Source organism: Amycolatopsis sp. PSD-21, from assembly GCF_055561455.1.
Genome location: NZ_CM145712.1, coordinates 2903975 through 2929000 on the forward strand (window position 1 = coordinate 2903975; position 25026 = coordinate 2929000).

23 protein-coding genes are annotated in these 25026 nt (G+C 71.3%); 13 read left to right on the forward strand and 10 right to left on the reverse strand.

Translation table 11 applies throughout. The annotated features are described in order from the left end of the window. Nucleotides 1–79: 79 nt before the first annotated feature. From ACZ1DY_RS14075 to ACZ1DY_RS14095, 5 genes are all read right to left on the reverse strand, one after another. Nucleotides 80–868: an LLM class F420-dependent oxidoreductase gene (locus tag ACZ1DY_RS14075; protein ID WP_219153419.1), complete on the reverse strand. Its 789-nt coding sequence runs from the start codon at nucleotides 866–868 to the stop codon at nucleotides 80–82. Beyond that, entirely contained in the window at nucleotides 865–1794 is a 930-nt protein-coding gene (locus tag ACZ1DY_RS14080) for a phytoene/squalene synthase family protein (protein ID WP_465484629.1), read from the reverse strand. The genes ACZ1DY_RS14075 and ACZ1DY_RS14080 overlap by 4 nt, the downstream gene beginning before the upstream one ends. After that, nucleotides 1791–3266, reverse strand: coding sequence for a phytoene desaturase family protein (gene crtI, locus ACZ1DY_RS14085; RefSeq protein ID WP_465484630.1), 1476 nt, complete (start codon nucleotides 3264–3266; stop codon nucleotides 1791–1793). Before crtI ends, ACZ1DY_RS14080 begins: the two co-directional genes overlap by 4 nt. Beyond that, nucleotides 3266–4357 (reverse strand): polyprenyl synthetase family protein, encoded by a 1092-nt coding sequence (locus tag ACZ1DY_RS14090; RefSeq protein ID WP_126734953.1) that lies wholly within the window; start codon nucleotides 4355–4357, stop codon nucleotides 3266–3268. The genes crtI and ACZ1DY_RS14090 overlap by 1 nt, the downstream gene beginning before the upstream one ends. 68 nt (nucleotides 4358–4425) lie before the next feature. After that, nucleotides 4426–4974 carry a CGNR zinc finger domain-containing protein gene (locus tag ACZ1DY_RS14095; protein ID WP_257488062.1) on the reverse strand — a complete coding sequence of 183 codons (549 nt, stop codon included), beginning with the start codon at nucleotides 4972–4974 and terminating at the stop codon, nucleotides 4426–4428. A gap of 47 nt (nucleotides 4975–5021) precedes the next feature. Between ACZ1DY_RS14095 and ACZ1DY_RS14100 the strand changes: the two genes are divergently transcribed. Together ACZ1DY_RS14100 and ACZ1DY_RS14105 are read left to right on the forward strand one after the other, a co-directional pair. Next, nucleotides 5022–5690 (forward strand): AzlC family ABC transporter permease, encoded by a 669-nt coding sequence (locus ACZ1DY_RS14100; protein ID WP_465484631.1) that lies wholly within the window; start codon nucleotides 5022–5024, stop codon nucleotides 5688–5690. After that, nucleotides 5687–5992, forward strand: coding sequence for an AzlD domain-containing protein (locus ACZ1DY_RS14105; RefSeq protein ID WP_465484632.1), 306 nt, complete (start codon nucleotides 5687–5689; stop codon nucleotides 5990–5992). The genes ACZ1DY_RS14100 and ACZ1DY_RS14105 overlap by 4 nt, the downstream gene beginning before the upstream one ends. A gap of 135 nt (nucleotides 5993–6127) precedes the next feature. Here the strand turns inward: ACZ1DY_RS14105 and merB are convergent, their stop codons facing one another. After that, nucleotides 6128–6805: an organomercurial lyase gene (gene merB, locus ACZ1DY_RS14110; RefSeq protein ID WP_126734950.1), complete on the reverse strand. Its 678-nt coding sequence runs from the start codon at nucleotides 6803–6805 to the stop codon at nucleotides 6128–6130. 136 nt (nucleotides 6806–6941) lie between these two features. On the opposite strand from merB, the gene ACZ1DY_RS14115 reads away from it, so the two are divergent. The 3 genes from ACZ1DY_RS14115 (at nucleotide 6942) to ACZ1DY_RS14125 (ending at nucleotide 10680) form a co-directional block, all read left to right on the forward strand. After that, nucleotides 6942–7826 (forward strand): methylenetetrahydrofolate reductase, encoded by an 885-nt coding sequence (locus tag ACZ1DY_RS14115; protein ID WP_126734949.1) that lies wholly within the window; start codon nucleotides 6942–6944, stop codon nucleotides 7824–7826. Between the two features lie 42 nt (nucleotides 7827–7868). Beyond that, entirely contained in the window at nucleotides 7869–9554 is a 1686-nt protein-coding gene (locus ACZ1DY_RS14120; RefSeq protein WP_465484633.1) for a DUF885 domain-containing protein, read from the forward strand. A gap of 244 nt (nucleotides 9555–9798) precedes the next feature. Next, the gene (locus ACZ1DY_RS14125; RefSeq protein ID WP_257488058.1) at nucleotides 9799–10680 is read left to right on the forward strand and encodes a DMT family transporter; all 882 of its coding nucleotides are present in this window, start codon (nucleotides 9799–9801) and stop codon (nucleotides 10678–10680) included. Here ACZ1DY_RS14125 and ACZ1DY_RS14130 read toward each other — a convergent pair. Together ACZ1DY_RS14130 and ACZ1DY_RS14135 are read right to left on the reverse strand one after the other, a co-directional pair. Beyond that, nucleotides 10677–11240 (reverse strand): GNAT family N-acetyltransferase, encoded by a 564-nt coding sequence (locus ACZ1DY_RS14130; protein WP_016332697.1) that lies wholly within the window; start codon nucleotides 11238–11240, stop codon nucleotides 10677–10679. The two genes, ACZ1DY_RS14125 and ACZ1DY_RS14130, sit on opposite strands and share 4 nt — an antisense overlap. After that, nucleotides 11237–11758, reverse strand: a complete 522-nt coding sequence (locus tag ACZ1DY_RS14135; protein ID WP_465484634.1) for a YbaK/EbsC family protein — start codon at nucleotides 11756–11758, stop codon at nucleotides 11237–11239. Before ACZ1DY_RS14135 ends, ACZ1DY_RS14130 begins: the two co-directional genes overlap by 4 nt. 221 nt (nucleotides 11759–11979) lie before the next feature. Here ACZ1DY_RS14135 and ACZ1DY_RS14140 point away from each other — a divergent pair, with 221 nt between their 5' ends. From ACZ1DY_RS14140 to ACZ1DY_RS14155, 4 genes are all read left to right on the forward strand, one after another. Continuing rightward, entirely contained in the window at nucleotides 11980–12462 is a 483-nt protein-coding gene (locus ACZ1DY_RS14140) for an SAV_6107 family HEPN domain-containing protein (RefSeq protein ID WP_126734945.1), read from the forward strand. Between the two features lie 173 nt (nucleotides 12463–12635). After that, nucleotides 12636–13400: a maleylpyruvate isomerase family mycothiol-dependent enzyme gene (locus ACZ1DY_RS14145; RefSeq protein WP_126734944.1), complete on the forward strand. Its 765-nt coding sequence runs from the start codon at nucleotides 12636–12638 to the stop codon at nucleotides 13398–13400. Nucleotides 13401–13450: 50 nt separating this feature from the next. Beyond that, nucleotides 13451–14170 carry a VOC family protein gene (locus ACZ1DY_RS14150; RefSeq protein WP_465484635.1) on the forward strand — a complete coding sequence of 240 codons (720 nt, stop codon included), beginning with the start codon at nucleotides 13451–13453 and terminating at the stop codon, nucleotides 14168–14170. 94 nt (nucleotides 14171–14264) lie between these two features. Beyond that, the gene (locus ACZ1DY_RS14155) at nucleotides 14265–15350 is read left to right on the forward strand and encodes a GNAT family N-acetyltransferase (RefSeq protein WP_257488056.1); all 1086 of its coding nucleotides are present in this window, start codon (nucleotides 14265–14267) and stop codon (nucleotides 15348–15350) included. A 64-nt stretch (nucleotides 15351–15414) separates the two neighbouring features. Here the strand turns inward: ACZ1DY_RS14155 and def are convergent, their stop codons facing one another. Both def and ACZ1DY_RS14165 read right to left on the reverse strand, forming a co-directional pair. Further along, complete coding sequence (gene def / locus ACZ1DY_RS14160; protein WP_037343240.1) at nucleotides 15415–15915, reverse strand: peptide deformylase; 501 nt, start codon at nucleotides 15913–15915, stop codon at nucleotides 15415–15417. A 37-nt stretch (nucleotides 15916–15952) separates the two neighbouring features. After that, nucleotides 15953–20575: an ATP-dependent helicase gene (locus ACZ1DY_RS14165; protein WP_465485657.1), complete on the reverse strand. Its 4623-nt coding sequence runs from the start codon at nucleotides 20573–20575 to the stop codon at nucleotides 15953–15955. A 171-nt stretch (nucleotides 20576–20746) separates the two neighbouring features. On the opposite strand from ACZ1DY_RS14165, the gene ACZ1DY_RS14170 reads away from it, so the two are divergent. The 4 genes from ACZ1DY_RS14170 (at nucleotide 20747) to ACZ1DY_RS14185 (ending at nucleotide 24804) form a co-directional block, all read left to right on the forward strand. Beyond that, nucleotides 20747–22660, forward strand: a complete 1914-nt coding sequence (locus ACZ1DY_RS14170; protein ID WP_465484636.1) for an Hsp70 family protein — start codon at nucleotides 20747–20749, stop codon at nucleotides 22658–22660. Nucleotides 22661–22755: 95 nt separating this feature from the next. Beyond that, nucleotides 22756–22950 (forward strand): DUF3046 domain-containing protein, encoded by a 195-nt coding sequence (locus tag ACZ1DY_RS14175; protein ID WP_126734939.1) that lies wholly within the window; start codon nucleotides 22756–22758, stop codon nucleotides 22948–22950. A 206-nt stretch (nucleotides 22951–23156) separates the two neighbouring features. Next, nucleotides 23157–24197, forward strand: coding sequence for a recombinase RecA (gene recA / locus ACZ1DY_RS14180; protein ID WP_005164741.1), 1041 nt, complete (start codon nucleotides 23157–23159; stop codon nucleotides 24195–24197). A gap of 79 nt (nucleotides 24198–24276) precedes the next feature. Further along, nucleotides 24277–24804, forward strand: a complete 528-nt coding sequence (locus ACZ1DY_RS14185; RefSeq protein ID WP_465485658.1) for a regulatory protein RecX — start codon at nucleotides 24277–24279, stop codon at nucleotides 24802–24804. Nucleotides 24805–25026: the final 222 nt, after the last annotated feature.

Genomic DNA, 25026 nt, shown 5'->3' on the forward strand with positions numbered 1-25026 from the left:
GGCCCGGCCACGGCCGACGTTGCGAAAGTGGCTTTCGCAACCTCCGGCCAAGCCCGGCACAACCCCGGTACCAAGCGGGTCAGGACTGCTGCTTGTCCCGCCAGGCGATCCAGGACCGCAGCTTGTCGAGGTTGTAGTCCGGTCCGCCGGTCGCCACGGTGAACAGCGAGACACCCAGCTCCAGCAGCTTCGGGCCCAGCTCCTCGGGCTCGCCCTCGACGGCGACCGAACGCTCGATCTCCTTCGGGTCCCGGCCGACGTCGGCGCAGTGCTGGTCGAGGATCTTGACCTTGCGCTCCACGACCTCCGGGTCGCCGAAGCCGTGCCAGATGTCGGCGTGCTTCGCGACCAGGCGCAGCGTCTTCTTTTCGCCGCCGCCACCGATCAGCACCGGGATGTCCCGGACCGGCTGCGGGTTCAGCTTGCCCAGCCTGCTCTCGATCCGCGGGAGCGCCTCCGCGAGGTTGTCGAGCCGCCCGCCCGCGGTGCCGAACTCGTAGCCGTACTCGTCGTAGTCCTTCTCGAACCAGCCGGAGCCGATGCCGAGGATCAGCCGCCCGTCGGAGATGTTGTCGACGGTGCGGGCCATGTCGGCCAGCAGTTCGGGGTTGCGGTAGCTGTTGCACGTCACCAGCGCGCCGATCTCGACCCGCGACGTGGACTCCGCCCAGGCGCCCAGCATGGTCCAGCACTCGTAGTGCAGACCCTCGGGCTCACCGTAGAGCGGATAGAAATGGTCCCAGTTGAAGACGATGTCCACACCGAGGTCTTCGGCCTCCGAAGCCGCCCGGCGGATCGCCTTGTACTCGGCGTGCTGGGGCTGCAGCTGGACGCCGATCCGGATCTTCCTGTTCTCAGCAGTGGTCATGTTCGCACCCTAAGCCTGGAGTTGCTCCACGCGCTCGCCAAAAACCTCGGCAGTGCGACACCCAGCCGACGACGGCGCGGGACGACCGCGCGCGTGTTCAGCACGTCGTAACCCAGGGCCGCGATTTCGTCGAGAATGCCTTCGTAGAGCACGAGCGCCGTCCGCACGCAGTCGCGGGATTCCGGGCGCAGCAACGGGATACCCGCTTCGGCGCGGCGGTAGACCGCCCGGTTGCGCGCCACCGCGACGGCGAGCGCGCGCCGCACCCGCCGGTCGGGCAGGCCGCGGGCACGGGACCATTCGAGCAGTTCGCGGTCGACGCCGAACGCGGCCAGCTCCTCGGTCGGCAGGTACAGCCGCCCCCGGTCGAGGTCTTCGCCGACGTCGCGCAGGAAGTTGGTCAGCTGGAACGCCTCACCGAGCGCCGCGGCCCCGGGCACGGCTTCGGCGACCGGGACGACGGTGCCGAAGACGGGCAGCATCTGCAGCCCGATCACCTCGGCCGAACCGTGGATGTACTCCTGGAGATCGGCGTAGGTCGCGTATTCGGTGATCTTGAGGTCCATCGCCATGGACCGCAAGAACGCGTCGAACAGCTCGCGGTCCAGGTCGTGGCGCCGCACGGTGTCGGCGAGCGCGGCCAGCACCGGATCGGCGGGCGTGCCGCCGTCGAAGACCCGCGCGACCATGACGGCGACCTCGTCGAGCGCGACCGCGGGAGCGGTGCCGGGCGCGGGGTTGTCGACCACTTCGTCCGCCATCCGCGCGAAGCCGTACAGCGCGTGCGCGAACGGACGCGTCCGCGCCGGCAGCAGCCTGGTCGCGAGGAAGAAGGTGCGCCCGTAGTGCGCGTTGATGCGGCGGCATTCGGTATACGCGGCCCGCAACGACGGCTCGGTGACCCCCGCGGCGTCGAGCTCGTTCACCGGCCGGTGACCCTTCCCGCCGCGAGCCTGCCCGAGATCACCACCGGCGGGATGCCGACGCCGGGCGTGGTCCCGCAGCCCGCCAGTACGACGTTTTCCGCCGCTCGCACGAGGTTCCCCGGCCGGAACGGGCCGGTCTGGGCGAAGGTGTGCGCGAGCGAGAACGGCGTGCCCGCGGTGAGCCCGCGCTCCGCCCAACCCTCCGGGGTGATCGTCTCGTCGACGGAGAAGTCGTCCGTGAACCCGGTGAGACCGCGCTTTTCCAGAGTGCGCAGCAGTTCCGCGCGATAGGCGGGCCCGACCCGGCGCCAGTCGATCTTGCCGCGGCGCAGGTTCGGCGCCGGGGCCAGCACCGAGATCACCTCGCCGCCGCCGGGGGCGAGGCCGGGTTCGGTCGCGGTCGGCCGGGTCACCAGCAGCGAGGGGTCGCTCATCAGCTTGCCCTCGCGGATGATCTCCGAGAACGTCTTCTCCCAGGCGCGACCGAAGAAGATGGTGTGGTGGCCCAGATCCGGCCAGGAATTCGGCGCGTGCCCGTGCAGGACGACGGCCGACGGCGAGTACCGCAGCGGCAGCGGCCGCCGGGGGCGGGCGCCGAGCAGCCGGTACGCGGTGCCGAGTTCGGTCGCCAGAACCACCGTGTCGCAAGGGATCCGCTCACCGGTCCGGGTTCGCACCGCACGCACCCGCGAGGAAACCCTTTCCAGCCAAGCGGCTTCGGTGCCGAAGCGCAGTTCCGCGCCGGCACGTTCGGCCGCCTTCGCCATGGCCCGCGCGATCTCGCCCATCCCGCCCGATGGGTAGTAGACCCCGCCGACGGTGTCCATGTAGGAGATGACGCCGTACGCGCCGATCGCGCGCGCCGGATCGAGGCCCGCGTAGAGCGCCTGGAAGGAGAACAGGCGGCGCACCCGGTCGTCACGCAGGAACCGGCCGATCTTCGGACCGAGGCGGCCGAAACCGCCCAGCGCGGCCAATTTCGCCAGCTCCGGGCGGACGAGATCGAGTGGGGAATCGAAGTTCGCGCCGATGAAATGGTCCTTCTGGACCGCGTACAGCTCGGTCAGCCAGCGGCGGAGTCTGCGATATCCGTCGGCCTCGGCCGGGCCCGCGGCCGCGCGGATCTCGGCCTCCATGGCCGCCGCGTCGGTGTGCACGGCGATCGTGCTGCCGTCGGCGAACCTCGCGCGATACGCCGGGTCGAGCCGCGTCAGCGTGAGATTGCCCGCCAGGGATTCGCCGACCGCGGAAAAGGCCTCGTCGAGCAGTTCCGGCATGGTCAGCACGCTGGCGCCGGTGTCGATGGTGTTGCCGCCGAAATCCGCCTGACCGGCCCGGCCTCCCGGGCTCTTGTCCTGCTCCAGCAGGGTCACCCGGCGGCCGGCGCCGAGCAGGTGCAGCGTCGCCGACAGCCCGGCGAGCCCGCCACCGATCACCACCACGTGGTCACTCGGACCGGTGACAGTGCGCATCAGTACGTCCGCTGGGTCGCCTTGACGACCAGTCCGGTCAGCGCGGCGGGAGCGGGCTCGGCCAGGTGAGCGCGGTCCAGCGCCGCCATCGCGGAGTCGGTGAGCTCGTCGATCCGGCGTTCCACCGCGTCGACGGCGCCGACGTCCTGCAGCGCCTCCCGCACGGTCTCGACGGCCTCTTCGGACAGGTGGGCGTCGCCGATGGCGTCGGAGATGACCTTCGCCGCCGCGTCCTTGCCCTGCTCGGCCGCGCGCTGGAGACCCAGCGCGACCAGCAGCGTCCGCTTGCCCTCACGCAGGTCGTCGCCCGCGGGCTTGCCGGTGACCGACGGGTCGCCGAACACGCCGAGCAGGTCGTCTCGCAGCTGGAACGCCACGCCGACCTCGTCCCCGAACTCACGCAACGTCGCGATCAGAGCGTCGTCGGCGCCACCGAGCGCGGCACCGAGGTGCAATGGGCGCTGGACGGTGTACGCGGCCGTCTTGAGCTTGCAGATGTGCAGCGCCGCCTCGGGGGAGGCGTCGCCGGTGGCCTGCGTGCGGACGTCGAGGTACTGACCGGCGAGCACTTCGGTGCGCATCGCGCGCCACGCCGGCCGTGCCGCCGCGAGGGCCGCGGGCGGGAGCGGGGCCTCGCCGAACATGTCGTCGGCCCAGGCCAGCGCGAGGTCGCCGACCAGGACAGCGGTCGCGAGCCCGAACGTGCTCGGCGAACCCAGCCAGCCGCTGTCGGCGTGCAGTTTGGCGCCCGCGATGTGCACCGTCGGGGAACCGCGTCGCGAATCGGAGGAGTCGATGAGGTCGTCGTGGATCAGCGCGCACGCCTGGATCAGCTCCAGGCTCGCCACCGCCTGCAGCACGCCTTCGACGTCGGGCCCCGCCGGATCGCCGCCCGCGCCGCGCCAGCCCCACCAGGCGAACGTCGGGCGCAGGCGTTTGCCACCGCCCAGGACGAACGCGGCGAGCGCGTCGATCCCGACGCCGACGACCGGTTCGGTGCGGCGGATCTCGGCACCGGCGCGCTCGAGGAACCCGGCCAGCGCCCGCTCGACGTGGGCGGGCAGATCGGCGTCGTAGGCGGACGTGTCCATGAGCACATCCTCCGGGAAGGACGTCCCCGTGACCCAGTCGGGTGCCTTCGAATGTGGCGAACGAGACGTCAGCCGCGGGTCTTGTCGTAGTGCCGTTTCGCCCGCGCCCGGTTCCCGCAGTCCGACGAACTGCACCAGCGCCGCGACCGGTTGCGCGTGTGGTCGGTGAAGATCCAGCCGCACCCCGGGCCCTCGCACTCGCGGATGCGCTCCAGATTCCCGGTCCGGAGCAGGTCTTCGGCCGCCAGCGCGAGGAAGTGCGGCAGCGCGTCGCCGTTCTCCAGCGGCACCACCCACCTCAGTGGCAAGGACGGCGGGAGCGAGGCGTGCCGGTAGGCCTCGATAAGCGGCTTTCGCAGCGCCGCGGGGTCCGGCGGAGCCGAGACGAGGACGCGGTAGAGCGTTTCGCGGAAGGCCTTCACCTTCTCCAGTACGGCTTCGGAGATCTCCAGCCGCTCGGTGCCCGCGCCGACCAGGACCACCCACTCGGACAGCCGTTCCGGGGTGGAGAGCCGGTCTTGCCGCCGGGCCGGGTCGCGCCGCCAGGAAACGGTGTTGACCAGGTCCAACGGCACGCTACCGCCGATGCTGTCGTACCCGTCCCAGTGGGTGTCCACTCGTCCTCCTAATGGTCAAACTGAGTTTAGCTTGTTAGGGTCGAGCTATGACAACGCTCCGGCACAGCTACCTGGCCGGCGCCCGTGTCGGGCTTGGGCTGGGTGTCGCGACCTTCGTTCTCGGTGTCACCTTCGGCGCGTACAGCCAGACGCTGGGCTGGGGGATCGCCGCCCCGATCGTCGCGTCGATCGTCGTGTTCTCCGGTTCGGCCCAGTTCGCGATGGCGACCGCGCTCGCGGGCGGCGGGAATCTCGCCGTCGCGGTCGGCGCGGCGGCCCTGATCAACGCCCGGTTCCTGCCGATGGGCGCCGCCGTCGCCTCGGATCTGCGCGGTGGGCGCCTGCGCCGCGCGTGGGAAGGCCAGGCCGTCGTCGACGGTTCGTGGGTGGCCGCCCACCTCGGCGAAGGGCGCTTCGATCGCGAAAAGCTCATCGGCTGCACGCTCGTCCAGCTGCCCGCGTGGGTGCTGGGGACGGTGCTCGGTGTCCTGGCCGCGCCGCCACCGGACGTCGTCGCGCGGTTCGGGCTCGACGTCGTGTTCCCCGGCTTCTTCCTGGTCCTGCTCATCGACGAGCTGCGCCGTTCGCGCCAGGCGGTCCTCACGGCGGCACTCGCCGCCTGCCTGGCCGGGATCCTGGTGCTGTTCGTCCCGGTCGGCCTCGCCCTGATCGGCGCCGCGGCCGCCGCGCTGCTCGGCTTGGGGGTGCGGCGATGACACTCTGGCTCGCCATCGTCCTCGTGGCGCTGGTCAGCATCGGGTTCAAGGCGGCGGGGCCGGTCCTGCTCGGCGACCGGACGCTGCCGCCGCGGGTCGCGGCCGTGATCGCGCTGCTCGCGCCCGCGTTGCTGGCCGGTCTCGTGCTCACGGACGTGACCGGTCCGGACTGGTCCGGGCTCGACTGGACGCTCTGCGCCGGACTGGCCGCGATCGCGGTGACCTACGCGCTGCGCGTGCCCGCGCTCGCCGCGATCCTCTGCGGGGTCGTCGTCACGGCGGTGCTGCGGTTCCTCGGCTAGCGAGCGGGCGCACGTGTCGCGAAAGCCACTTTCGGGACGTCAGATGTCCCGAAAGTGGCTTTCGCGACACGCCTTGGGACGCCCGTCCGCTGCCTCCACCGACGAAGCGACAGCCACCTTGCTGCGGTTCGTGATCTAGCTCCAGAACGGCCCGCTCAGCCCGGCCTGCGCGAAGTACGCGGCCGCGGCGGCCGGATCCCGGCGGGTGTACCCGTGCTCGAGTCTGCCCTCGTACCACCCGGCCGCGAGCCGCCACAGCGTCGCCAGATCCATGACGTAACCCTTGTCCTGCCCCGTTTCCGTCAGCCATTCGTCCACACAGGACTCGCCGCAGAACAGGCGCTGGTTGGCGCAGGTGTGCACGACGTCGTCCCACATCCGCGCCACCGGCACCAGGAAATGCGCGACCAGTTCACCCTTCGGTGGGGTGCGGTCGTTCACCAGCAGGGCGTGCGGCTCCCCGCAGCCGCGGCAGCGCGTGGACACCAGCACCTCGGGTTCGGCCTTGACCAGATGGGGGATCGCGAACGCGTCCCACGCGCAGCCGCCCCACCACAGCGTGTGCGCGCCCATCACGGAGAACCCCAGCGGGATCGCCGCGAACGGATGCGCCAGCACGACGTGCTCGCATTCGTCGAGCACGAGATGCCGCCGCTCGGCGAGCCGGTGCAGCGCCTGTTTCGCCACCGCGAGTGATCCGTGGGCGGCGTCGGCCAGTTCCGGGGCCGTCGGCGGCCTCCCGTGCTCGGCGAACGCGCGGTAGACCGCGACGCGGACGTCCTCGTCCCAGCTGGTGTCGGTTTCGGCGCTCATGGCGGCTCCCTGTGCTCGCCCTCGAGTCTCCCCAGGCCCGCGCCGCTCGGCAACCGCTCGTACGTGGCTGACGTCGCACGCCCAAAGCCTGAGAGGGGGCTCCCAGCCAGCGGACATTCCCCCCTAAAATGGCGGAATGACTTCGGTGGTCGAGCGGTTGCAGGGTGATGGACCCGTGTTCTCCATCGAGTTCTTCCCTCCCCGCGACGCGGCCGACGAGGCCGTGCTGTGGAAGTCGATCCGGGAGCTCGAGCCGCTGGACCCGGCGTACATGTCGATCACCTACGGCGCCGGCGGCTCCAGCCGCGACGGCACGATCCGCAGCATCGCCCGCGTCGCCACCGAAACCACGCTGGTGCCGATGGCGCACCTCACCGCCGTGAACCACTCGGTAGCGGAACTGCGCAACGTCATCGGCTGGTACGCCGCCGTCGGCGTGCGGAACATCCTCGCGCTGCGGGGCGACCCGCCGGGCGACGTCTACGGCGACTGGGTCCCGCATCCGCAGGGGCTCAACTACGCCGAGGAACTCGTCGAGCTGGTGCGTTCGCTCGGCGACTTCTGCGTCGGCGTTTCGGCCTTCCCGTACGGCCACCCGCGCTCGGCGAACCTCGAAGCCGACACCGAGTACCTCGTGCGCAAGCTCCGCGCCGGCGCGGATTTCGCGATCGCGCAGCTGTTCTTCGAGCCGGAGGACTTCCTCCGCCTGCGCGACCGGGTGGCGGCCACCGGCTGCGAGGCGCTGGTCATCCCCGGGATCATGCCGCTGACCACGCCGCGGACCCTGCACACGTCGATCAAGCTGTCCGGCGCGCCCGCGCCGCGGCGGCTGCTGGACCGGCTCGAACCGCTGGCCGGCGACCCGAAGGCGTTCCGTGCCGCGGGGATCGACGCGGTGACCGAACTGGGCGAGCGGCTCATCGCCGAAGGCGTCCCCGACCTGCACTTCTACACGTTCAACCGGTCCAAGGCCACCCGCGAGGTGGTCAGCAGGCTCGGGCTGGTCCCGGCCCGCGCGTAACTCCGTACCGAAGTCGCCCGCCGTCCCGGTAGCGTGCCGGTCATGGCTTCAACCGCGCGAAGTGTGCACCAGATCTGTGACCGGTACGTCGACGAGTACGCCGCGGCCGACCCCGTCGCCGCGACGACGTTCGGCATCACCGGATACGACGACCAGCTGACCGACTACTCGCCCGCCGGGCACGCGGCGCGGGCCGCCATCGCCGCCCGCGCGCTGGCCGACATCGAAGCGGCCGAACCCGCCGACGACGGCGAGCGCGCGGCCAAGGCGGTGTTCACCGAGCGGATCGGGCTGCAGCTGGAGATCCACGAGGCGGGTCTCGACCTCGCGGTGCTGAACGTGATCGAAAGCCCCGTGCAGGAAGTGCGCATGGTCTTCGACTACATGCCCACCGAGACCGCGGAGGACTGGGCGACGATCGCCGCCCGGATGGCGAGGGTGCCCGAAGCGCTCGACGGTCTCCGCACCTCGCTGCTCGCGGCCGCGGACGCGGGACGGGTGTCGGCGTTGCGTCAGGTCGGCAAGGTCGCCACGCAGGCCGAAACCTGGGCGGGGCTGAAGGACGAAACCGGATTCTTCGAGACCCTCGTCGCGGACGCGAAGAACGTCGACGAGAAGCTCCGCGCCGAACTCGGCCAGGCCGCTCACGCCGCTCAGGAGGCGTACGCGGAGTTCGCCGGTTTCCTCCGGGCCGAACTCGCCCCGCTGGCGCCGGTCAAGGACGCCGTCGGCGCCGAGGTGTACAAGCTGTGGTCCCGGGTGTTCACCGGCGCCACCCTGGACCTGGACGAGGCCTACGCCTGGGGCTGGGCCGAATTCACCCGCCTCGAAACCGAGATGCGCGAGGTCGCCGGCCGGATCAAGCCCGGCGCCACCCTCGCCGAGGCGGCCGCCGTCCTCGACGCCGATCCCAAGTACACCGTCCGCGGCCGGGCCGAATTCCAGGCCTGGATGCAGAATCTGTCCGACAACGCGCTGAAGTCGTTGCGCGGCAAGCACTTCGACATCTCCGACCGGGTGATGGCGCTGGAGTGCAAGATCGCCCCGCCCGGCGGCACCGTCGGCGCGTACTACACCGGCCCGAGCGAGGACTTCTCCCGCCCCGGCCGCATGTGGTGGTCGCTGCCGCAGGGCCGGGACGAGTTCACCACCTGGCGCGAGGTCAGCACCGTCTACCACGAGGGCGCGCCGGGTCACCACCTGCAGATCGCGACCGCGGTCGACCAGTCGGAGTCGCTCAACAAGTACCAGCGGCTGCTGGCGTTCACCTCCGGGCACGCCGAGGGCTGGGCGCTGTACTCCGAGCGGCTGATGGAGGACCTCGGCTTCCTCACCGACGACGGCGAACTGCTCGGCATGCTGTCCGAGCAGCTGTTCCGCGCCGCGCGCGTGATCGTCGACATCGGCATGCACCTGGAACTGGAGATCCCGGCGGGCACCGGCTTCCACGAGGGCGAGCGGTGGACGCCCGAACTGGGCCTGGAGTTCATGCTCACCCGGACCGTCACCGACCCGGCCCACGTGCACGACGAGATCGACCGCTACCTGGGCTGGCCCGGGCAGGCGCCGTCGTACAAGCTCGGCGAACGGCTCTGGCTCGCCGCCCGTGAGGAGGCCCGCGCGCGGCAGGGCGACGCGTTCGACATCAAGCAGTTCCACACGCGGGCGCTGGCGCTCGGCGGGATGGGGCTGGACACGCTGCGGGAGATGCTGGCCGCGCTCGACTGAGCCGAACGAAGGGCGCTTTTCCCGCGTCACACGCGGGGAAAGCGCCCTTCGGCTTTATTCGCTTGCCCGCCTTGATACGTTCCCCTCGTGCACCGGATCTTTCTCGTCACCCCACCCCCCGCTTCCTGAGCGGGGTGTCTCCGGCCGCGCGGCGTTCCAGCCGCCCGGCCGATCCGTGCTGCACTGAAGCACCCCGCGTCGTCGACGTCCTTTCCGACCGACACAGACGCAGGAGCGTTTCCCCATGTCCGTTGCCGTACCCACGCGCGCCCGATCGTCGGCCGCGCTCGTCCTCGCCGGAGTCCTCTGGGGGACCGGCGGCCTCGCCGGCTCCCTGCTCGCCTCCCGCGCGGGACTGCATCCCCTGAGCGTCGCCGCGTACCGGCTGCTCATCGGCGGCGTGATCGCCACCGGCTATCTCTGGCTCACCGGAGGCCTTCGCGGCTTCCCCCGCACGCCCCAGGTCCGCCGTCGCCTCCTGGCGGTCGGCGGCTTGTTCGCCCTCTTCCAGACCAGCTACTTCGCCTCGGTCTCGCTGAGTTCGGTGAGCGTCGCGACGATGACCACCATCGGCAGCGCGCCCGTCCTGCTCGCCGTCGCGACGGCCGTCAAGACCCGCCGCCTTCCTGGAGCGTGGACGGCGGTGTCCGTGGCCGGGTCCCTCGTCGGGCTCGCGCTGCTGCAGTGGACGCCCGGCCAGGAGGTCGACGTCGCCGGAGTGCTGTTCGCCCTGCTCGCCGCGGCCGGGTTCGCCGCGCTGACGCTGGTTACCGCGACCCGTGTCGAAGGCCTCGATCCTTTGCCCACCACGGCTTTCGGCTGCCTGATCGGCGGTGCCGCGCTCGCCCCCGCGGCGCTGTGGTTCGGGATGGCGGTGCCGTTCCAGGCCGACGTGCTCGCGCTCGTCGTCTACTTCGGCGTCGTGCCGACGGCGCTGGCGTACGCCGCGTACTTCCGCGGTCTCGAAAGCGCGCATCCCGTCCTGGCCGCGTTGTCCGCCCTGCTCGAACCGCTGACCGCCGCGCTGCTGTCCATGGCCGTGCTCGGGGAACGGCTCGGCGCCGTGGGCTGGTGCGGCGCGGTGGTGCTCATCGCCGCGCTCACCGTGGCGTATTCGAAGCCCTAGAGCGGCAGTGTCCGGCCGAGGATCGCGAACGGCCGCGGATCCCCGGCGAAGTGGTAGTCCCGCAGCACGTCGACGAACCCGACCCGCCGGTACAGGTTCCAGGCCCGGCTGGTGCCTTCCGGCGTGGAGAGGAGGACGTGGGCGCTGGGCACGCCGTCGAGCAGCCGTCGCAGGAGGTCCTCGCCGATCCGCTTCCCCTGGCTTTCGGGGCTGACGTGGATCTCGGTGAGCTCGAAGTAGTCGGACATCCAGTGCTCGGCGGCGGCCTGGCCCTCACGCCGGGTCAGGCCGTGGCGGACCTGTTCGTGCCACCACTGGCCGCCGCGGCCCTTGTAGCCGTAGGCGAGCCCGAGCAGGACGCCGTCCGCGTCGAGCGCGGCCATGCAGCGCCAGCCTTCGCGCAGCGCGTGCGTGAGCCACATCGGCGCGCGTTGCTCCGCCGTGCCTTCGGGGTAGCGCATGGCGTTGACGTAGATGGTCAGCGCCTCGGGGAGCCGGGCGCGGAACTCGTCCGCGGACAGCTGGACGTAACGGGTGCATTCCGAGGACATCGCGGTCACGGGCGCCCATCCTGCCCGCCGCCCGCGACGTCCGCGGGAGTGCCCCCGGTCAGCGCGACGAGGTCGTCGAACGTCGTGGGGTACACCGACTTCGGATGTCCGGCGGCGGCCCAGACCACCTCGTGTGCGCGTAACGCGGTGTCGACGAGGGTGGTCAACGCCTTCGGGTGACCGACCGGGGCGACGCCGCCGATCGGCTGACCGGTGTGCGCGCGGACGAAATCCGCGTCGGCCTTCCCGATCTCGTCGGCGCCGGTCAGCGAGGCGAGGAGACCGGTGTCGGCGCGGTGCGCGCCGGAGGTCAGGGCGAGCAGGGCCGTCTCCGTGTCACCGGCGCGGCTGCGGAAGACGAGGCTGTTGGCGATCGCGCCGACCTCGACACCGAGCGCTTCGGCGGCCTGCGCGGCCGTGCGGACTTCGGCGGGGAGGATCCGGATCCCGTCGGCGGCGGCGTGCTGGCCCGCTTCGGCGAGCGCGGCCGCGACCTTGGCCACCGAGGGATGGTCGATGGTGCTCATACGCCTATGAGATCACGTGGCCGATGCCGTGTCCCGCACCACATGCGGCGATCACCCCGGTACGGGGTTGAGGAATGGGGCACTTCGGGGTTACATTGGACTTGTTCGAACAGACGTTCGACATTCGGTGAGCGCGCACCGGTAGGTGCCCGGCGCGGGGGCGGGGGAAGCGCCTCGGCGCCGGGCACCGGCAGGCGCTCACGTACAGGAGGAGGGTCGTCATGTCCGTTTCGGTCGTGTCCCCCGACGAAGCCGAGAGGCCGGGGGGCGCCGCACAGCCCGCCCTGCCCATGTCGTTGCGCCCGCCGGCACCACCCGCGGCGGTCTCCTTGTACGCACAGGCGAGGCGGGGGCTCGCCGAAGCAGAGCGGGAAAGCGATCCCGCCGAGCGGTTCATCGGGGCGTATCTCGCCGCGCTGCGGGGCGCGGCGGCGGTGCTGGAGGCCCGAGGCCGTCCGCACCGGGGCCGTGCCCGGCCGGCGAGCGGCTGGGTGCTGCTCGACTCCGTCGCGCCCGAGCTCAAGGAATGGGCGGCGTTCTTCGCGGCCAATTCGGCGACGCGGGCCGCCGCTCAGGCGGGGATCACCGGCAAGGTCACCGTCGAGCTGGCGGACGAGCTGACCCGGGCCGCCACGGTGTTCCTGGAACTGGTGCGACGGGTGGTGCACGGGCTGCCGATGGGTGATTCGGCGCATGTGGCTTAGCGGTCTGTTGGCGGAGCCGCGGTTCGTCCGGAAAGCGGCCATACCCGTGAACCCGCCTGGCCAGGCGCCTTCACCACCTTCGTGACTTGAAAGACCAGGTTGCGCCCTGCCGACGCCGATCGCGGACGCGGGTTCACCGAGAGACAGAGCGCGCCACGGAGAGGGGGTGCCCGATGGCCGGGCAGGCCATGATCGACCAGGGCAGGTTCCTGGAGGTGATCGGCGCCGAAACCGAGTTGATGGCCCAGGTGGCGCATACCGCGTCCGCCGACGCGCCGGTCCCGACCTGCCCGGGCTGGACGCTCGGGGAGGTCCTCAGGCACGTGGGCAGCGTGTACCGGGTCACCCGCCGCTGGATCACCGACGGACGGCGTCCCGAGCACTGGCAGCGCAAACCGGGGCCGGGACAGAGCCTGGCGGAGTACTTCCGCGAGGGCCGGGACGAACTCGTCGCCGAACTGTCCGCGCACGATCCGGACGAACTGGCGCCGACCTGGTGGCCGGCGGACCGCAGCTACGGGTTCTGGCGGCGGCGGATGGCGCACGAGACGACGATCCACCGGATCGACGCGGAGGGCGCGGCCGGCCGGGACGTCTCGGAGATCCCCGAAGACGTGGCACTCGACGGGATCGACGAGGCGCTGGTGCTCTGGTTCGGCCAGCGGCTGCCGTTGCTGGGGCTGTCCGGCACCAAGACCGGCTCGGTCGGCGTGCGCACCGCGGGCCACACCTGGATCGCCAGGGCGGGGCCCACGGAAACGGTCGCCTGGCGGTGCTCGGCCGAGGAGGCCCAGCGCGCGGACGACCTGGTCACCGGCAAACCGGACAAGATCTACCGCTGGCTCTGGGGCCGGGCGGGTCCGACGGCGGTGACGGTCAGCGGAGACCAGGACATGGCGGGACAACTCTGGGCCCTTCTGCGGCTCGCGACCCGATGACCGGTCGGTGGGGAAGCCAAACCGGTCAGCGCCAGTCGGCGGAGCTGGAGATGTGCCCGGAACGCCCGGAAGTGTCGGTGGTGCCGTCTAGATTCACCGGTGCGGTGGCACAGCTGGTGAACCTGGTCTTCGACTCGGCCCTTCCCAGAGATCTGGCGGGTTTCTGGGAAGGGCTGTTCAGCTGGGACGCCCCCTTCCAACCGGCGTTCCGCTCCGAGGCGGGCCCCAAACGGGGCAAGAACCGCCTGCATTTGGATCTGGCGAGCCGTTCGCCCGGGCACCAGGCCGAGCTGGTGGACCGTGCGCTGTCCCTCGGCGCACGGCACATCGACATCGGCCAGGGCCCGCCGGAGGAGAAACGGGTGCCGTGGGTGGTGCTCGCGGACCCCGAGGGCAACGAGTTCTGCGTCCTCGAGCCACGCGAGCAGTACGAGGGCACCGGCGCGATCGCCTCGGTCGTCACCGACGCGCTCGATCCAGAGCGGCTCGCGCGGTTCTGGGCGGCCGCCCTTGGCTGGGAGGTCGGCGTCCGGGAGAAGACGATCGTCGGCCTGCGGCCACCGGACGGTCGCGGCCCGTGGATCGAGTTCCTCGCCACGCGAGAAGAGAAGCGGCACAGGAACAGGCTGCGGTTCGAGATCGCGCCCCGGCGGGGCAAGGGCCGGGCGGCCGAGATCCGGCGCCTGCGGGAGCTGGGCGCGTCAGGGGAGCGTGGCGAAGCCATGGTGGATCCGGAGGGCAACGAGTTCAGCGTGCTTCCGCCCCGCTGAGTGTTTCGCCGGGGTTGCGCGGTGGCGTCGAACGCTGACGTGAGCGAAACACCCGCGCCGTTGGCAGGCAACAACCGGCCGGGACCGTGGAGTCATGGAGACCTATCGAGCCCGGCCCACCCTGGTCCATCCCCGCGAAGAGACCGCCGCCGCGTCGGCCTGGCGCGTCCGGATCCGCGTGGACGACCGCCCCGGCACGCTGGCCAGGATCGCGATCCGGCTCGCCGACCTCGAATGCAACATCCTCGGGCTGTCGGTGCTCCCGGTCCCCGGCGGCGTGCTCGACGAGATCGTCCTGCGGCCGGCGACCGGTCTGCCTCGCCAGCTGCTCGTCGACGCGATCCGCGACGAAGGATGCGAATGCTCCGCCGTCATCGACGCGGATCTGGCCGAACTGGTCGACCCGGCCACCGCGACGCTCACCGCGGCCAAACGGGCCGTCGAGGAGCCCGGCGGCCTCGCGGAAGTGCTCCGCGGCGTCCTCGCGGCCGACGTCGTCACCAAGGTCCCGTCGATCGAGGCGAACCCGGCACGCACGGAAGGCGGGCACCGCGCGGTGTTCCCGGCGGGGGACGGCGCCGCGTTCGTCGCGCGCCGCCGGTGGTCGCCGTTCGTCGAACTGGAACTGAGCCGCGCCGTCGCGCTGACCGGCCTGATCGCCGCCGTCCGCGACAACGTGACCGGCCCGATCGTGCTCGACCGGGCCGACGGCGCCGCGATCGTCCTGCGCAAGGGTGTCCCCGGTGACGCGGAAGCGGTGTCCGCGCTGCACCAGAGATGCTCGATGACGACGCTCTTCCACCGCTACCACACCGGAATGCGCGCCGTGCCGCGTCGCTGGCTGCACCGGCTCCTGATGCCGCCGCGCGGGATCAGCCTGCTCGCGGTCTGCGGCCGGGACGTGATCGGTCTCGGCCAGCTGATCCCGTCCGCCGACGGCGGCGCGGCCGAAGTCTCGCTGCTGGTCGAGGATTCCTGGCAGCGCCAAGGCATCGGCACCGCTCTGCTGACCCGGCTCGCCACGCTCGCCATGGCCAAGGGGGAGCGCGAGCTCACCGCCGTCTGCCTGCCCGGCGACGATTCCCTCCATCGCACCGCCACCCGCGTGGGGCTCCGCCCCGAACGCGCCCCCGGCGACCCGGGCACCCTGCGCTTCCGGCTCCCCGACGCCCGCATTTAGTCCTCTGGATGCGGTAGTCCGGGATGCCAACCACCGCATTCAGAGGACGAAACGCGGGAGGGGGTCAGCGGTTCCAGAACCAGTCTTTGCCGCGGGCCTCGCCCAGGGCGCGCTTCTTGCGCTCGGGGGTGAGGCGCTCCAGGTACAGCTTGCCGTCGAGGTGATCGGTCTCGTGCTGCAGGCACTGGGCGAGCACGTCGACGCCCTCGACCTCGACCGGCTCGTTGCGCAGGTCGACACCGCGCACCACGGCGTGCTTCGCGCGGACGACCGGGAACCACAGCTCGGGCACCGACAGACAGCCCTCGCCGATCTCGTGCGTCTCTTCGGACAGCTCGACGATCTCGGGGTTGATCACGTACCCGCTCAGCCCGCCGACGTCGTAGCTGAACACCCGCAGCCCGACCCCGATCTGCGGAGCCGCGAGACCCGCGCGCCCGGCCGGTTTCACCCCGTCCATCAGATCGGTCACCAGCGACTCGATCTTCTTGTCGAATGTCGTGACCGGGTCGCATACGGTCTTGAGCACGGGATCCCCGAAATAGCGCAGGTCGCGCATCACCATGTTCGAACGTCCTTCTCCGCAGGTCTGAGCGGTGATTCTAGGCCCGCAGGCGCAGACCCTTGGGAGTCGCCCGGAAACCCGCCTCCTGAAGGACGGCTGAAAGCTCCGAGGTGAGCGCCACCTCGCCGTCGGCCTTCTGCACCGCGAGCTGCCCCAGCCAGCCTTCCCGCACCGCCGTGGACAGCGCCCGCGCGGCCGACCGCAGCGCCTCCTGGTCTTCGGTGAAGCTCAGCAGCGACCGGCCGCCGCGTTCGACGTACATCGCCGGGACGCCGTCCACGAGCACCGCCAGCGCACCCGCTTTCCTTGCCGGACGGTGCTTCGTGTCGCCCGTCGCGGCGGGCCACGGCAACGCGGCGCCGTAGGGCTGGGCCGGGTCGGCGGCGGCGAGGACGACGGCGCCTTCCGTGGTGGTGCGCTGGTTCCCGGACTGCGCGCGCAGCCTGTCGACGGCGCCCTTCGCCGCGAACTGCGCCGCGCCGAGCCCCTCGACCACGTACCCCCGGACGACCTGCCCCGAATCCTCCATGCCACGCAAAACCTTGTAGATCCCCGAAAAACCGCCGGTCACGCGTTCGGTGTCGAGGGCGCCGCGGGTGAGGACGCCGTGCCGTTCCAGGAAGGCCTCCGTCCGCGCCAGCGCGCGCCTGGTCGGATCCGCCTCCCGCCCCGGGGTGAGTGCCCAGCGGCCGGCCACCGTCGGCGGCCCGGTGCGCGAAGGCATCGCCGGGCGCCCGGCCCGAAGCCGCGCGTACCGGCCGCGAGGAGCCTGACGGCGTGGCTTGTGCGCCGCGCCGGAACCGGAGACCTGCGCCCGCAGCGGGCCCAGCGTGTCCCCGGTGACCAGGCCCGCCCACACGAGATCCCACAGCGCCGCCACGACTTCACCGTCGTTGGGCGGGGTTTCGACCAACGGCGACGCCCGGTCCACGAGCTGGCGGAAGAACTGCGCTCCACCCTCCAAAGTGGACAGAATGGCCTGATGGAGCGGGCCGGAGGGCAGATCGTCGTCGAGATCCGGCAACAGCAGATCGGCGACGTCCGTGGGCGCGAGCGCCAGCCAGCCGTCCCCGCCGGACAGGGAGCCGCAGCCGCACCAGGTGACCTCGCCAGCCGTGGTGAGTTCGTCCAGCAGCGACGGGGTGTAGCCGGGCAGCCTGCTCGGCAGGATCAGCGACTCGACGGCGCTCGCCGGGAGCGGGGCGCCGGCCAGTTGCTCGACCACGGACAGCACGTCGTCCGCCGTCGGCGCCGACCGTACTCGCGCCCCGATGCCGTGCCACGAGGGCAGGAATCGCCCCAGCGCGGCCGGTTCGACCGGCTCGACCTCGGCCCGCAGCCTGGCCAGCGACGCCCGCCGGAGCCTGCGCAGCACCGAAGCGTCGCAGAACTCCATCCCGACGCCGTGGGGCTCCGGATGCCCGACGGGGCTCAGCTCGCCCCGGACCAGCCTGCCCTGCGCGGTCAGCCTGTCCAGCACGCCGGTGACGACCGCCGTTCCGAGCCCGAACCGCTCGGCCGCCTGCCGGGCGCTGAACGGGCCGCGGCTGCGCGAATAGCGCGACAGCAGGTCGCCGACGGGATCCTCGACCGGCTCGGTGAACGCCTCCGGCACCCCGACCGGAAGCGCGGTGCCCAGCGCGTCCCGCACGCGGCCCGCGTCTTCGATGGCGATGAAGCGTTCTCCGCCGCCGATACGGACCCGGATCACCCGCCGCGCGGCCTCCAGCTCCTCCAGCCATTCCCGTTGGATGCCGCGCGCGGCGGCCTCCTCGATCGAGAGATCCCCGAGGAATCGCAACAAATCCGCGGCGTCCTCGGCGTTGCGGGCGTGCCTGTCCGGGTCGAGGCGTTGCAGGGAGCGCTCGACTTCGGCGACGACTTCGGCGTCCAGCAGCTCGCGGATCGCCTCGGTGCCGAGCAGTTCGGCCAGCAGCGTCGAATCCAGCGCCAGCGCCGCGGCGCGCCGTTCCGCGAGCGGGGCGTCCGTCTCGTACAGGAACATCCCGACGTAGCCGAACAGCAGACTGCGCGCGAACGGCGACGCCGACGGTGTCTCGACCTCGACCAGTTTGACCTTGCGGGAGCGGACGTCGGACATCAGCTCGCGCAGCCCGCCGACGTCGTACACGTCCTGCAGGACTTCCCGCATCGCCTCCAGCACCACGGGGAACCGCTCGTACTTGGCCGCGACCGAAAGCAGCTGGGACGCGCGCTGCCGCTGCTGCCACAGCGGGGTGCGACGGCGCGGATCCCGGCGGGGGAGCAGCAGCGACCGCGCCGCGCATTCCCGGAACCGCGCGGCGAACAACGCCGAACCGCCGACCTCGGCGACGATCAGCTGCTCGACCTCTTCCGGATCGAGCAGGACGTCCTCGACGCCGATGGTGACCTCGGCGCCGTCCATGTCGAGCGCCTCGGGCAGCCGCAGCACGATGCCGTCGTCGGAATGCGCGACCTGGGCGTCGACCCCGCGGTTCTCCCGCAGCCGGGCCGCGATCGCGAGCGCCCACGGCGCGTTGACCTGCGCGCCGAACGGCGAGTGCAGGATGACCCGCCAGTCGCCCAGCTCGTCGCGAAACCGTTCCAGCAGCACGGTTTTGTCGTTCGGCACATGCCGCGTGGCCGACTTCTGCTCCGCCAGGTACGCCAGCAGGTTGTCGCAGGCGTACTCGTCCAGCCCGGCGACGGCGGCACGTTCCCTGGCCGCCGACGGTTCCGAAGTGGACAGTTCGCGGACGAACGCGCCCAGCGCCCGCCCCAGTTCCAGCGGGCGGCCGGGGGCGTCGCCCTTCCAGAACGGCATCCGGGCGGGCTCGCCCGGCGCGGGGACCACGATCACGCGGTCGTGGGTGATGTCGGTGACCCGCCAGGAGGAGGTGCCGAGCAGGATCGTGTCGCCGACGCGGGACTCGTAGACCATCTCCTCGTCGAGCTCGCCCACGCGTGACCCGGGTTTGCCGTCGGAACCCGGCGTCATCACGGTGAACAGGCCGCGGTCGGGGATCGTGCCGCCGGAGGTCACCGCCAGCCGCTGCGACCCCGGACGACCGTGCAGCTCGCCGGTGACCCTGTCCCAGGTGATCCGGGCGCGCAGCTCGCCGAACTCCTCGCTGGGGTACCGGCCGGCGAGCATGTCGAGCACGGCGAGCAACGCGTCGTCCGGAAGGGACGCGAACGGCGCCGCCCGGCGGGCGAGGGCGGCCAGCTCGTCGACCGTCCAGGATTCCAGCGCCACCATCGCCACGACCTGCTGCGCCAGCACGTCCAACGGGTTCCGGGGGTACCGCACCGCCTCGATCGCCCCGGACGCCATCCGTTCCGCGACCACCGCGCACGAGACGAGGTCGCCCCGGAACTTCGGGAACATCACCCCGCTCGACACCGCGCCGACCTGGTGCCCGGCCCGGCCGACCCGCTGCAGCCCCGAAGCGACCGTCGGCGGTGCCTCGATCTGCACGACGAGATCGACGGCGCCCATGTCGATGCCCAGCTCCAAAGAGGACGTCGCCACGACGCAGGCCAGCCGCCCGGACTTGAGCTCCTCTTCCACATGGGTGCGCTGCTCGCGCGACATCGAGCCGTGGTGCGCCCGCGCGATCACCGGCGCCGCCCCGGTGGTGAGCCCGGACTGACCGATCGCCTCGGCCGGATACCGCTGATCCGGCTCCAGCTCGGCCTGCTCCGCGACGAGTTCGTTGAGCCGCGCGGTCATCCGCTCGGTGAGCCGCCGCGAGTTGGCGAACACGATCGTCGACCGGTGCGCCTGGATCAGTTCGAGGACGCGTTCCTCCACCGCGGGCCAGATCGACGGCCGCCGCGGCGCGCCGTCGATGTCCTCCAGCGACCCGGGCAAACGCGCGAGGCCGGCGTCGAGGTCTTCGTTCTGCTTCGGCCCTTGAGGACCGTCGAGATTGGACATGTCCTCGACCGGGACCTCGACGCGGACCTCGATCGTCTTCGCGAGCTTCGGCTGGACGATGGTGACCGGCCTGCCGCCCGCCAGGAAGGAGGCGACCTCGTCGATCGGCCGGACCGTCGCCGACAGCCCGATCCGCTGGGCGGGCTTCTCCAACAAAGCGTCGAGCCGCTCCAGGGACAAGGCCAGATGCGCGCCGCGTTTGCCGCCCGCGACCGCGTGGACCTCGTCGATGATCACCGTCTCCACGCCGCGCAGCGAATCGCGGGCGGAGGAGGTGAGGATCAGGAACAGCGACTCCGGCGTGGTGACCAGCACGTCCGGCGGGGTCTTGCCGAACGAGCGCCGCTCGGCCGCGGTGGTGTCGCCCGTGCGCATGCCGACGCCGATGTCCGGCACCGGCAGCCCGAGCCGCCGCGACGCCTGCGAGATGCCCGCCAGCGGTGCCCGCAGGTTGCGCTGGACGTCGACCGCCAGCGCCTTCAGCGGGGAGACGTAGAGGACACGGCAGCGTTTCCTCGGCTCGGACGGCGGCGGCTCGACCGACAGCCTGTCCAGCGCCCAGAGGAACGCCGAGAGCGTCTTACCGGAGCCCGTGGGGGCCACGACCAGCGCGTGTTCCTTCGCGTGCGCGGCACGCCACGCGCCCTCCTGCGCGCGGGTGGGCGCGGCGAAGGCCCCGGTGAACCAGTCCCTGGTCGCGGGGGAGAAGAGGTCGAGTACGTGTGCCACGCCCTCCATACTGCGCCGGACCACCGACAGTTTCGCTCCGAGGCTGTGACGAGGCACCCGCTCGGGGACGAGTTCGGCGGGTTCCGCACGTGCGGTGACCTCGCTCATGGGAGCATCACCGCCAGCGCGACCGGATCAGTGCTGGGGCGGTCGCCGTTCGTCTGTGAAGGGGTATGAGCTGTGCGGATCCTGTCGGTGGACCTCGGGACGTCCAACACCGTGGCCGTCCTTTCGGCGCACGGGAGGCCTCCGCGCGTGGTCGAAGTCGACGGTTCGGCCAACATGCCGTCCGCGGTGTTCGCCACCGAGGACGGCACGATCATGGTCGGCCGCGACGCCGAACGCCGCGCCCGCCTCGACCCGACCCGCTTCGAGCCCAACCCCAAACGCCGCATCGACGAGCAGACGCTCCTGCTGGGCACCGACGTCATCCCGGTCAGCGAGGTGCTGGCCGCGATCCTGCGCCGCGTCCTCGACGAGACCACCCGCCAGCTCGGCGGGGACCTGCCCGACGAGGTCCGGCTCACCCACCCCGCGCAGTGGGGCCCGACCCGCCGCAACGTGCTGCTGTCCGCCGCCCGGCTCGCCGGGATGGGCAGCAACCTGGTGCTCGTGCCCGAGCCGGTCGCCGCGGCCGCGCACTTCGCGTCGTTCCCCGGCAAGACGCTCGCGCCCGGTCAGGCGCTCGCCGTGTACGACCTCGGCGCAGGCACCTTCGACGTCGCGATCGTCGGCGCGACCCCGAACGGCGGCTTCACCGTCGTCGCCGAAGACGGCCTCCCCGACCTCGGTGGTCTCGACGTCGACCAGGCGCTCCTGGTGCACGTCGGCCGCGAGGTCTCGCACAAGGATCCCCAGCGCTGGCAGCGGGTCCTGCGGCCCGAGTCCACTCCGGACCGTCGTACGCGGCGTGCGTTGCAAGAGGACGTGAAGGCGGCGAAGGAGGCCCTCTCGCGGCACCCGCAGACCGAGGTCCCGATGCCGGAGCCGTTCGAGGACGTCCTCGTCACGCGAGGGGAACTCGAAGCGCTGGTGCGGCCCTCGATGCTGCGCAGTGTCGAGCTGATGTCGCGGGTGGTCCGCTCGGCCGGGATGACCCCGGACCGGCTCGCCGGTATCTACCTCGTCGGCGGTTCGAGCCGACTCCCGCTGGTCGGGAGCCTGATCGCGGAGAAGCTCGGCGTCGTCCCCGGCAGCCTGGACCAGCCCGAGACCGCGGTCGCGCTCGGCGCCCAGCACGTCGCCTCCGACGGCATCAGCTCGCGCACGCAGGGCGTCGAGGGGCAGGTCGCCGCGGGAACCGGCGCGCATCAGGTCGGGCCCGGTGCTTCGGGCCCGTACGCGCCGCCGCAGCAGCAGGTCGCGTCGATCCCGGGGTACTCGGGCGGCGGCCCCGGCCAATCCGGCGGTTTCCCCCAGTCGGGTTACCCGAACAGCGGTCCGCAGCAGGTTCAGCAGCCCGCGCCGACGAATTTCCCGACGTACTCGCTGGCCGGCCAGACCGCCGGTGACAAGGCGCCCGCGAGCAAGAAGAAGCCGCTGGTCATCGGTGCCATCGTGGCCGTCGTCGTGCTGCTCGCCGCCGGGCTCACCTACTTCCTGACGTCCTCGTCGGTGGCGACCTACACGGCCGAAGAGTGCAAGGCGCCCGGCGCGGCCGACGACAAGGGCCTCACCGGCTGCCTGCGCCAGCTCGCCGGGAAGATCGCCGACACCGGCGACTGCAAACCCGGCATGGGCAACGGGCCGGCGAAACCGGCGGAGGATCTCGGCGTGACGTCGACCTGCTCCGCCCCTGGCCGCGCCGGGACCCAGGTGACCTATCTGCAGAGCGACTCCGCGGACAAGCTCAAGGCCTACACCGACGGACTGCTCAAATCGGCCGGCGGGGACCGCACCGAGGCCAAGTGGGCAGGCAACGCCCTGGAGGGCCAGTACTCCTCGGCCGCCGGGCGGAACGCCGCCGTGCTGGTGTTCACCGTGACCGACCGGCCGCTGGTCGGCTTCATCTACCAGGTCCCGGCCGAGGGCCAGAACCCGACGCCGGGCGAACTGGCCGACTACTTCGAAAAGAGCGTCCAGCCGGGCGAATAGCCCTGTTCGCGCGTGAAGGCCCCCTTCCCTCGGCTCAGCCGAGGGAAGGGGGCCTTCACGCGTTTCGTGCTCGAGGCGGGGCTAGACTTCTCCCGATGCGTATCACGGTCTTCCGGCGGCTGATGGCCGACGAATTCGGTCCCGGACGTGCGGAAACCCTCGCCAGGGATCACGTCTTCGGCGAACTCGGGGGCCGGACCGTCGAACAGGCCCTCGACGCGGGAACCTCGGCCAAGGACGTCTGGCGGGCGGTCTGCGAAGCCTTCGAGATCCCGCCCGAGCGGCGCTGACCTCGGCGAAAAGGCAAGAACCCTAGCGTGACGGCGTGTCGGTCGCGGCCTCGAACACACGTTCGTCTAGGGTGTTGTCCACAACGGGGTCAGCGATCCACAGCTTGGGCGCGAGGCCTGGAATTGTCGGTGGTCGCCCGTAGCGTCGGACCCGACAGCTCAGAACTGAACAAGCCCTACCCGGCTCAACCAACGAGGTGGACTCCATGGCACCAGCAGCACCCGACAAGGACAAGGCGCTCGAACTGGCCCTCGCCCAGATCGACAAGCAGTACGGCAAGGGCTCGGTCATGCGCCTCGGCGAAGAGGGCCGCGCGCCGATCGAGGTCATCCCCACCGGCGCCATCGCACTCGACGTCGCGCTCGGGATCGGTGGCCTTCCCCGCGGCCGGGTCATCGAGATCTACGGTCCGGAGTCCTCCGGTAAGACCACCGTCGCGCTCCACGCGGTCGCCAACGCGCAGAAGAACGGCGGCATCGCCGCGTTCATCGACGCGGAGCACGCGCTGGACCCGGAGTACGCCAAGAAGCTCGGCGTCGACACCGACGCGCTGCTGGTCTCCCAGCCGGACACCGGTGAGCAGGCGCTCGAGATCGCGGACATGCTGATCCGCTCCGGCGCGCTCGACATCCTGGTCATCGACTCGGTCGCCGCGCTCGTGCCGCGTGCCGAGATCGAGGGCGAGATGGGCGACAACCACGTCGGCCTCCAGGCCCGGCTGATGAGCCAGGCGCTGCGGAAGATGACCGGTGCGATGAACAACTCCGGCACCACCGCGATCTTCATCAACCAGCTGCGCGAGAAGATCGGCGTCATGTTCGGCTCCCCGGAGACCACGACCGGTGGTAAGGCGCTGAAGTTCTACGCCTCGGTCCGCCTGGACGTCCGCCGCATCGAGACGCTGAAGGACGGCGGCGAGCCCGTCGGCAACCGCACCCGCGTCAAGGTCGTCAAGAACAAGGTCGCCCCGCCCTTCAAGCAGGCCGAGTTCGACATCCTTTACGGCAAGGGTGTCTCCCGCGAGGGTTCGTTGATCGACATGGGCGTCGACCAGGGCATCCTGCGCAAGTCCGGCGCCTGGTACACCTACGAGGGCGACCAGCTGGGCCAGGGCAAGGAGAACGCCCGGAAGTTCCTGCTGGACAACCCGGACATCGCCAACGAGATCGAGAAGCGCATCAAGGAGAAGCTCGGCATCGGTGCCGCCGTCGACGCCGAAGCCGCCCCCGCGCCGGTCGACTTCTGAGTCCCGCACAGCCCCGCCAGGGGTGAAGTCACCGATCGATCGTTTCGACTGGAGTGATAGCTGAATGCGTGCGCCCAAAGTGGATCCGGCGGAGCTGCCGCCGGACGAGCGGAGGAAGAAGGCCAAGGAGATCTGCTTCGATCTCCTGGCCGCGCGCCCGCGTTCCACGGAGGAACTGCGTCAGGCCCTCAAGCGCAAGGGCTTCGACGAGGAGACGACGGAGACCCTGCTCGGTAAGCTGGACAAGGCAGGGCTCATCAACGACGCCGAGTTCGCCGAGATGTGGGTGCGTTCCCGCCATGCCAACATGGGCCTGGCACGGAACGCCCTCGTAGCCGAACTCAAACGCAAAGGAATCGATGGGGATATCGCCGTCCAGGCCGCCGAAGAGGTGGACCGAGAGGCAGAGGAGCAGCGCGCCCGAGAGCTGGTACGGAAGCGCATGCGCTCCTTGGGCAACGTCGACGAGCAGACGGCGATCCGCCGCCTGCTGGGCTTCCTCGCCCGCAAGGGCTATCCCCAGGGGCTGGCCTACACCGTGATCCGCGACGAACTCCGCGAGTTCGGCGCCGAGTCGGCGCTGCTGGACGACGCCGCCCTCGACTGAGCTCCATTACCCGAGCCGCTCACCGGTCGGCGGGCACACATACGTGCTCGCGGGCCGGTGTTTCGCGTTCCCGGACGGTGGTCGTGCGTGGCTTTCGGGTTATCGAGCGGTAAGGCAACCGTGCGTGGTGGAGTGGACGGCCCCGCGCTCGCGGCTCCGTCGGTGTTCGTGTCGCGAAAGCCACTTTCGGGACATCACACGTCTCAAAAGTGGCTTTCGCGA

Bases quoted from the DNA above. Each gene is read 5' to 3' on its own strand.
- ACZ1DY_RS14175 (WP_126734939.1), top strand. From the start codon at position 22,756: ATGCGTATCACGGTCTTCCGGCGGCTGATGGCCGACGAATTCGGTCCC.
- ACZ1DY_RS14155 (WP_257488056.1), top strand. From the start codon at position 14,265: ATGGAGACCTATCGAGCCCGGCCCACCCTGGTCCATCCCCGCGAAGAG.
- ACZ1DY_RS14120 (WP_465484633.1), top strand. From the start codon at position 7,869: ATGGCTTCAACCGCGCGAAGTGTGCACCAGATCTGTGACCGGTACGTC.
- ACZ1DY_RS14100 (WP_465484631.1), top strand. From the start codon at position 5,022: ATGACAACGCTCCGGCACAGCTACCTGGCCGGCGCCCGTGTCGGGCTT.
- def (WP_037343240.1), bottom strand. From the start codon at position 15,915: ATGGTGATGCGCGACCTGCGCTATTTCGGGGATCCCGTGCTCAAGACC.
- ACZ1DY_RS14145 (WP_126734944.1), top strand. From the start codon at position 12,636: ATGGCCGGGCAGGCCATGATCGACCAGGGCAGGTTCCTGGAGGTGATC.
- ACZ1DY_RS14115 (WP_126734949.1), top strand. From the start codon at position 6,942: ATGACTTCGGTGGTCGAGCGGTTGCAGGGTGATGGACCCGTGTTCTCC.
- ACZ1DY_RS14140 (WP_126734945.1), top strand. From the start codon at position 11,980: ATGTCCGTTTCGGTCGTGTCCCCCGACGAAGCCGAGAGGCCGGGGGGC.
- ACZ1DY_RS14075 (WP_219153419.1), bottom strand. From the start codon at position 868: ATGACCACTGCTGAGAACAGGAAGATCCGGATCGGCGTCCAGCTGCAG.
- crtI (WP_465484630.1), bottom strand. From the start codon at position 3,266: ATGCGCACTGTCACCGGTCCGAGTGACCACGTGGTGGTGATCGGTGGC.
- ACZ1DY_RS14125 (WP_257488058.1), top strand. From the start codon at position 9,799: ATGTCCGTTGCCGTACCCACGCGCGCCCGATCGTCGGCCGCGCTCGTC.
- merB (WP_126734950.1), bottom strand. From the start codon at position 6,805: ATGAGCGCCGAAACCGACACCAGCTGGGACGAGGACGTCCGCGTCGCG.
- recA (WP_005164741.1), top strand. From the start codon at position 23,157: ATGGCACCAGCAGCACCCGACAAGGACAAGGCGCTCGAACTGGCCCTC.
- ACZ1DY_RS14150 (WP_465484635.1), top strand. From the start codon at position 13,451: ATGTGCCCGGAACGCCCGGAAGTGTCGGTGGTGCCGTCTAGATTCACC.
- ACZ1DY_RS14090 (WP_126734953.1), bottom strand. From the start codon at position 4,357: ATGGACACGTCCGCCTACGACGCCGATCTGCCCGCCCACGTCGAGCGG.
- ACZ1DY_RS14165 (WP_465485657.1), bottom strand. From the start codon at position 20,575: ATGGAGGGCGTGGCACACGTACTCGACCTCTTCTCCCCCGCGACCAGG.
- ACZ1DY_RS14105 (WP_465484632.1), top strand. From the start codon at position 5,687: ATGACACTCTGGCTCGCCATCGTCCTCGTGGCGCTGGTCAGCATCGGG.
- ACZ1DY_RS14135 (WP_465484634.1), bottom strand. From the start codon at position 11,758: ATGAGCACCATCGACCATCCCTCGGTGGCCAAGGTCGCGGCCGCGCTC.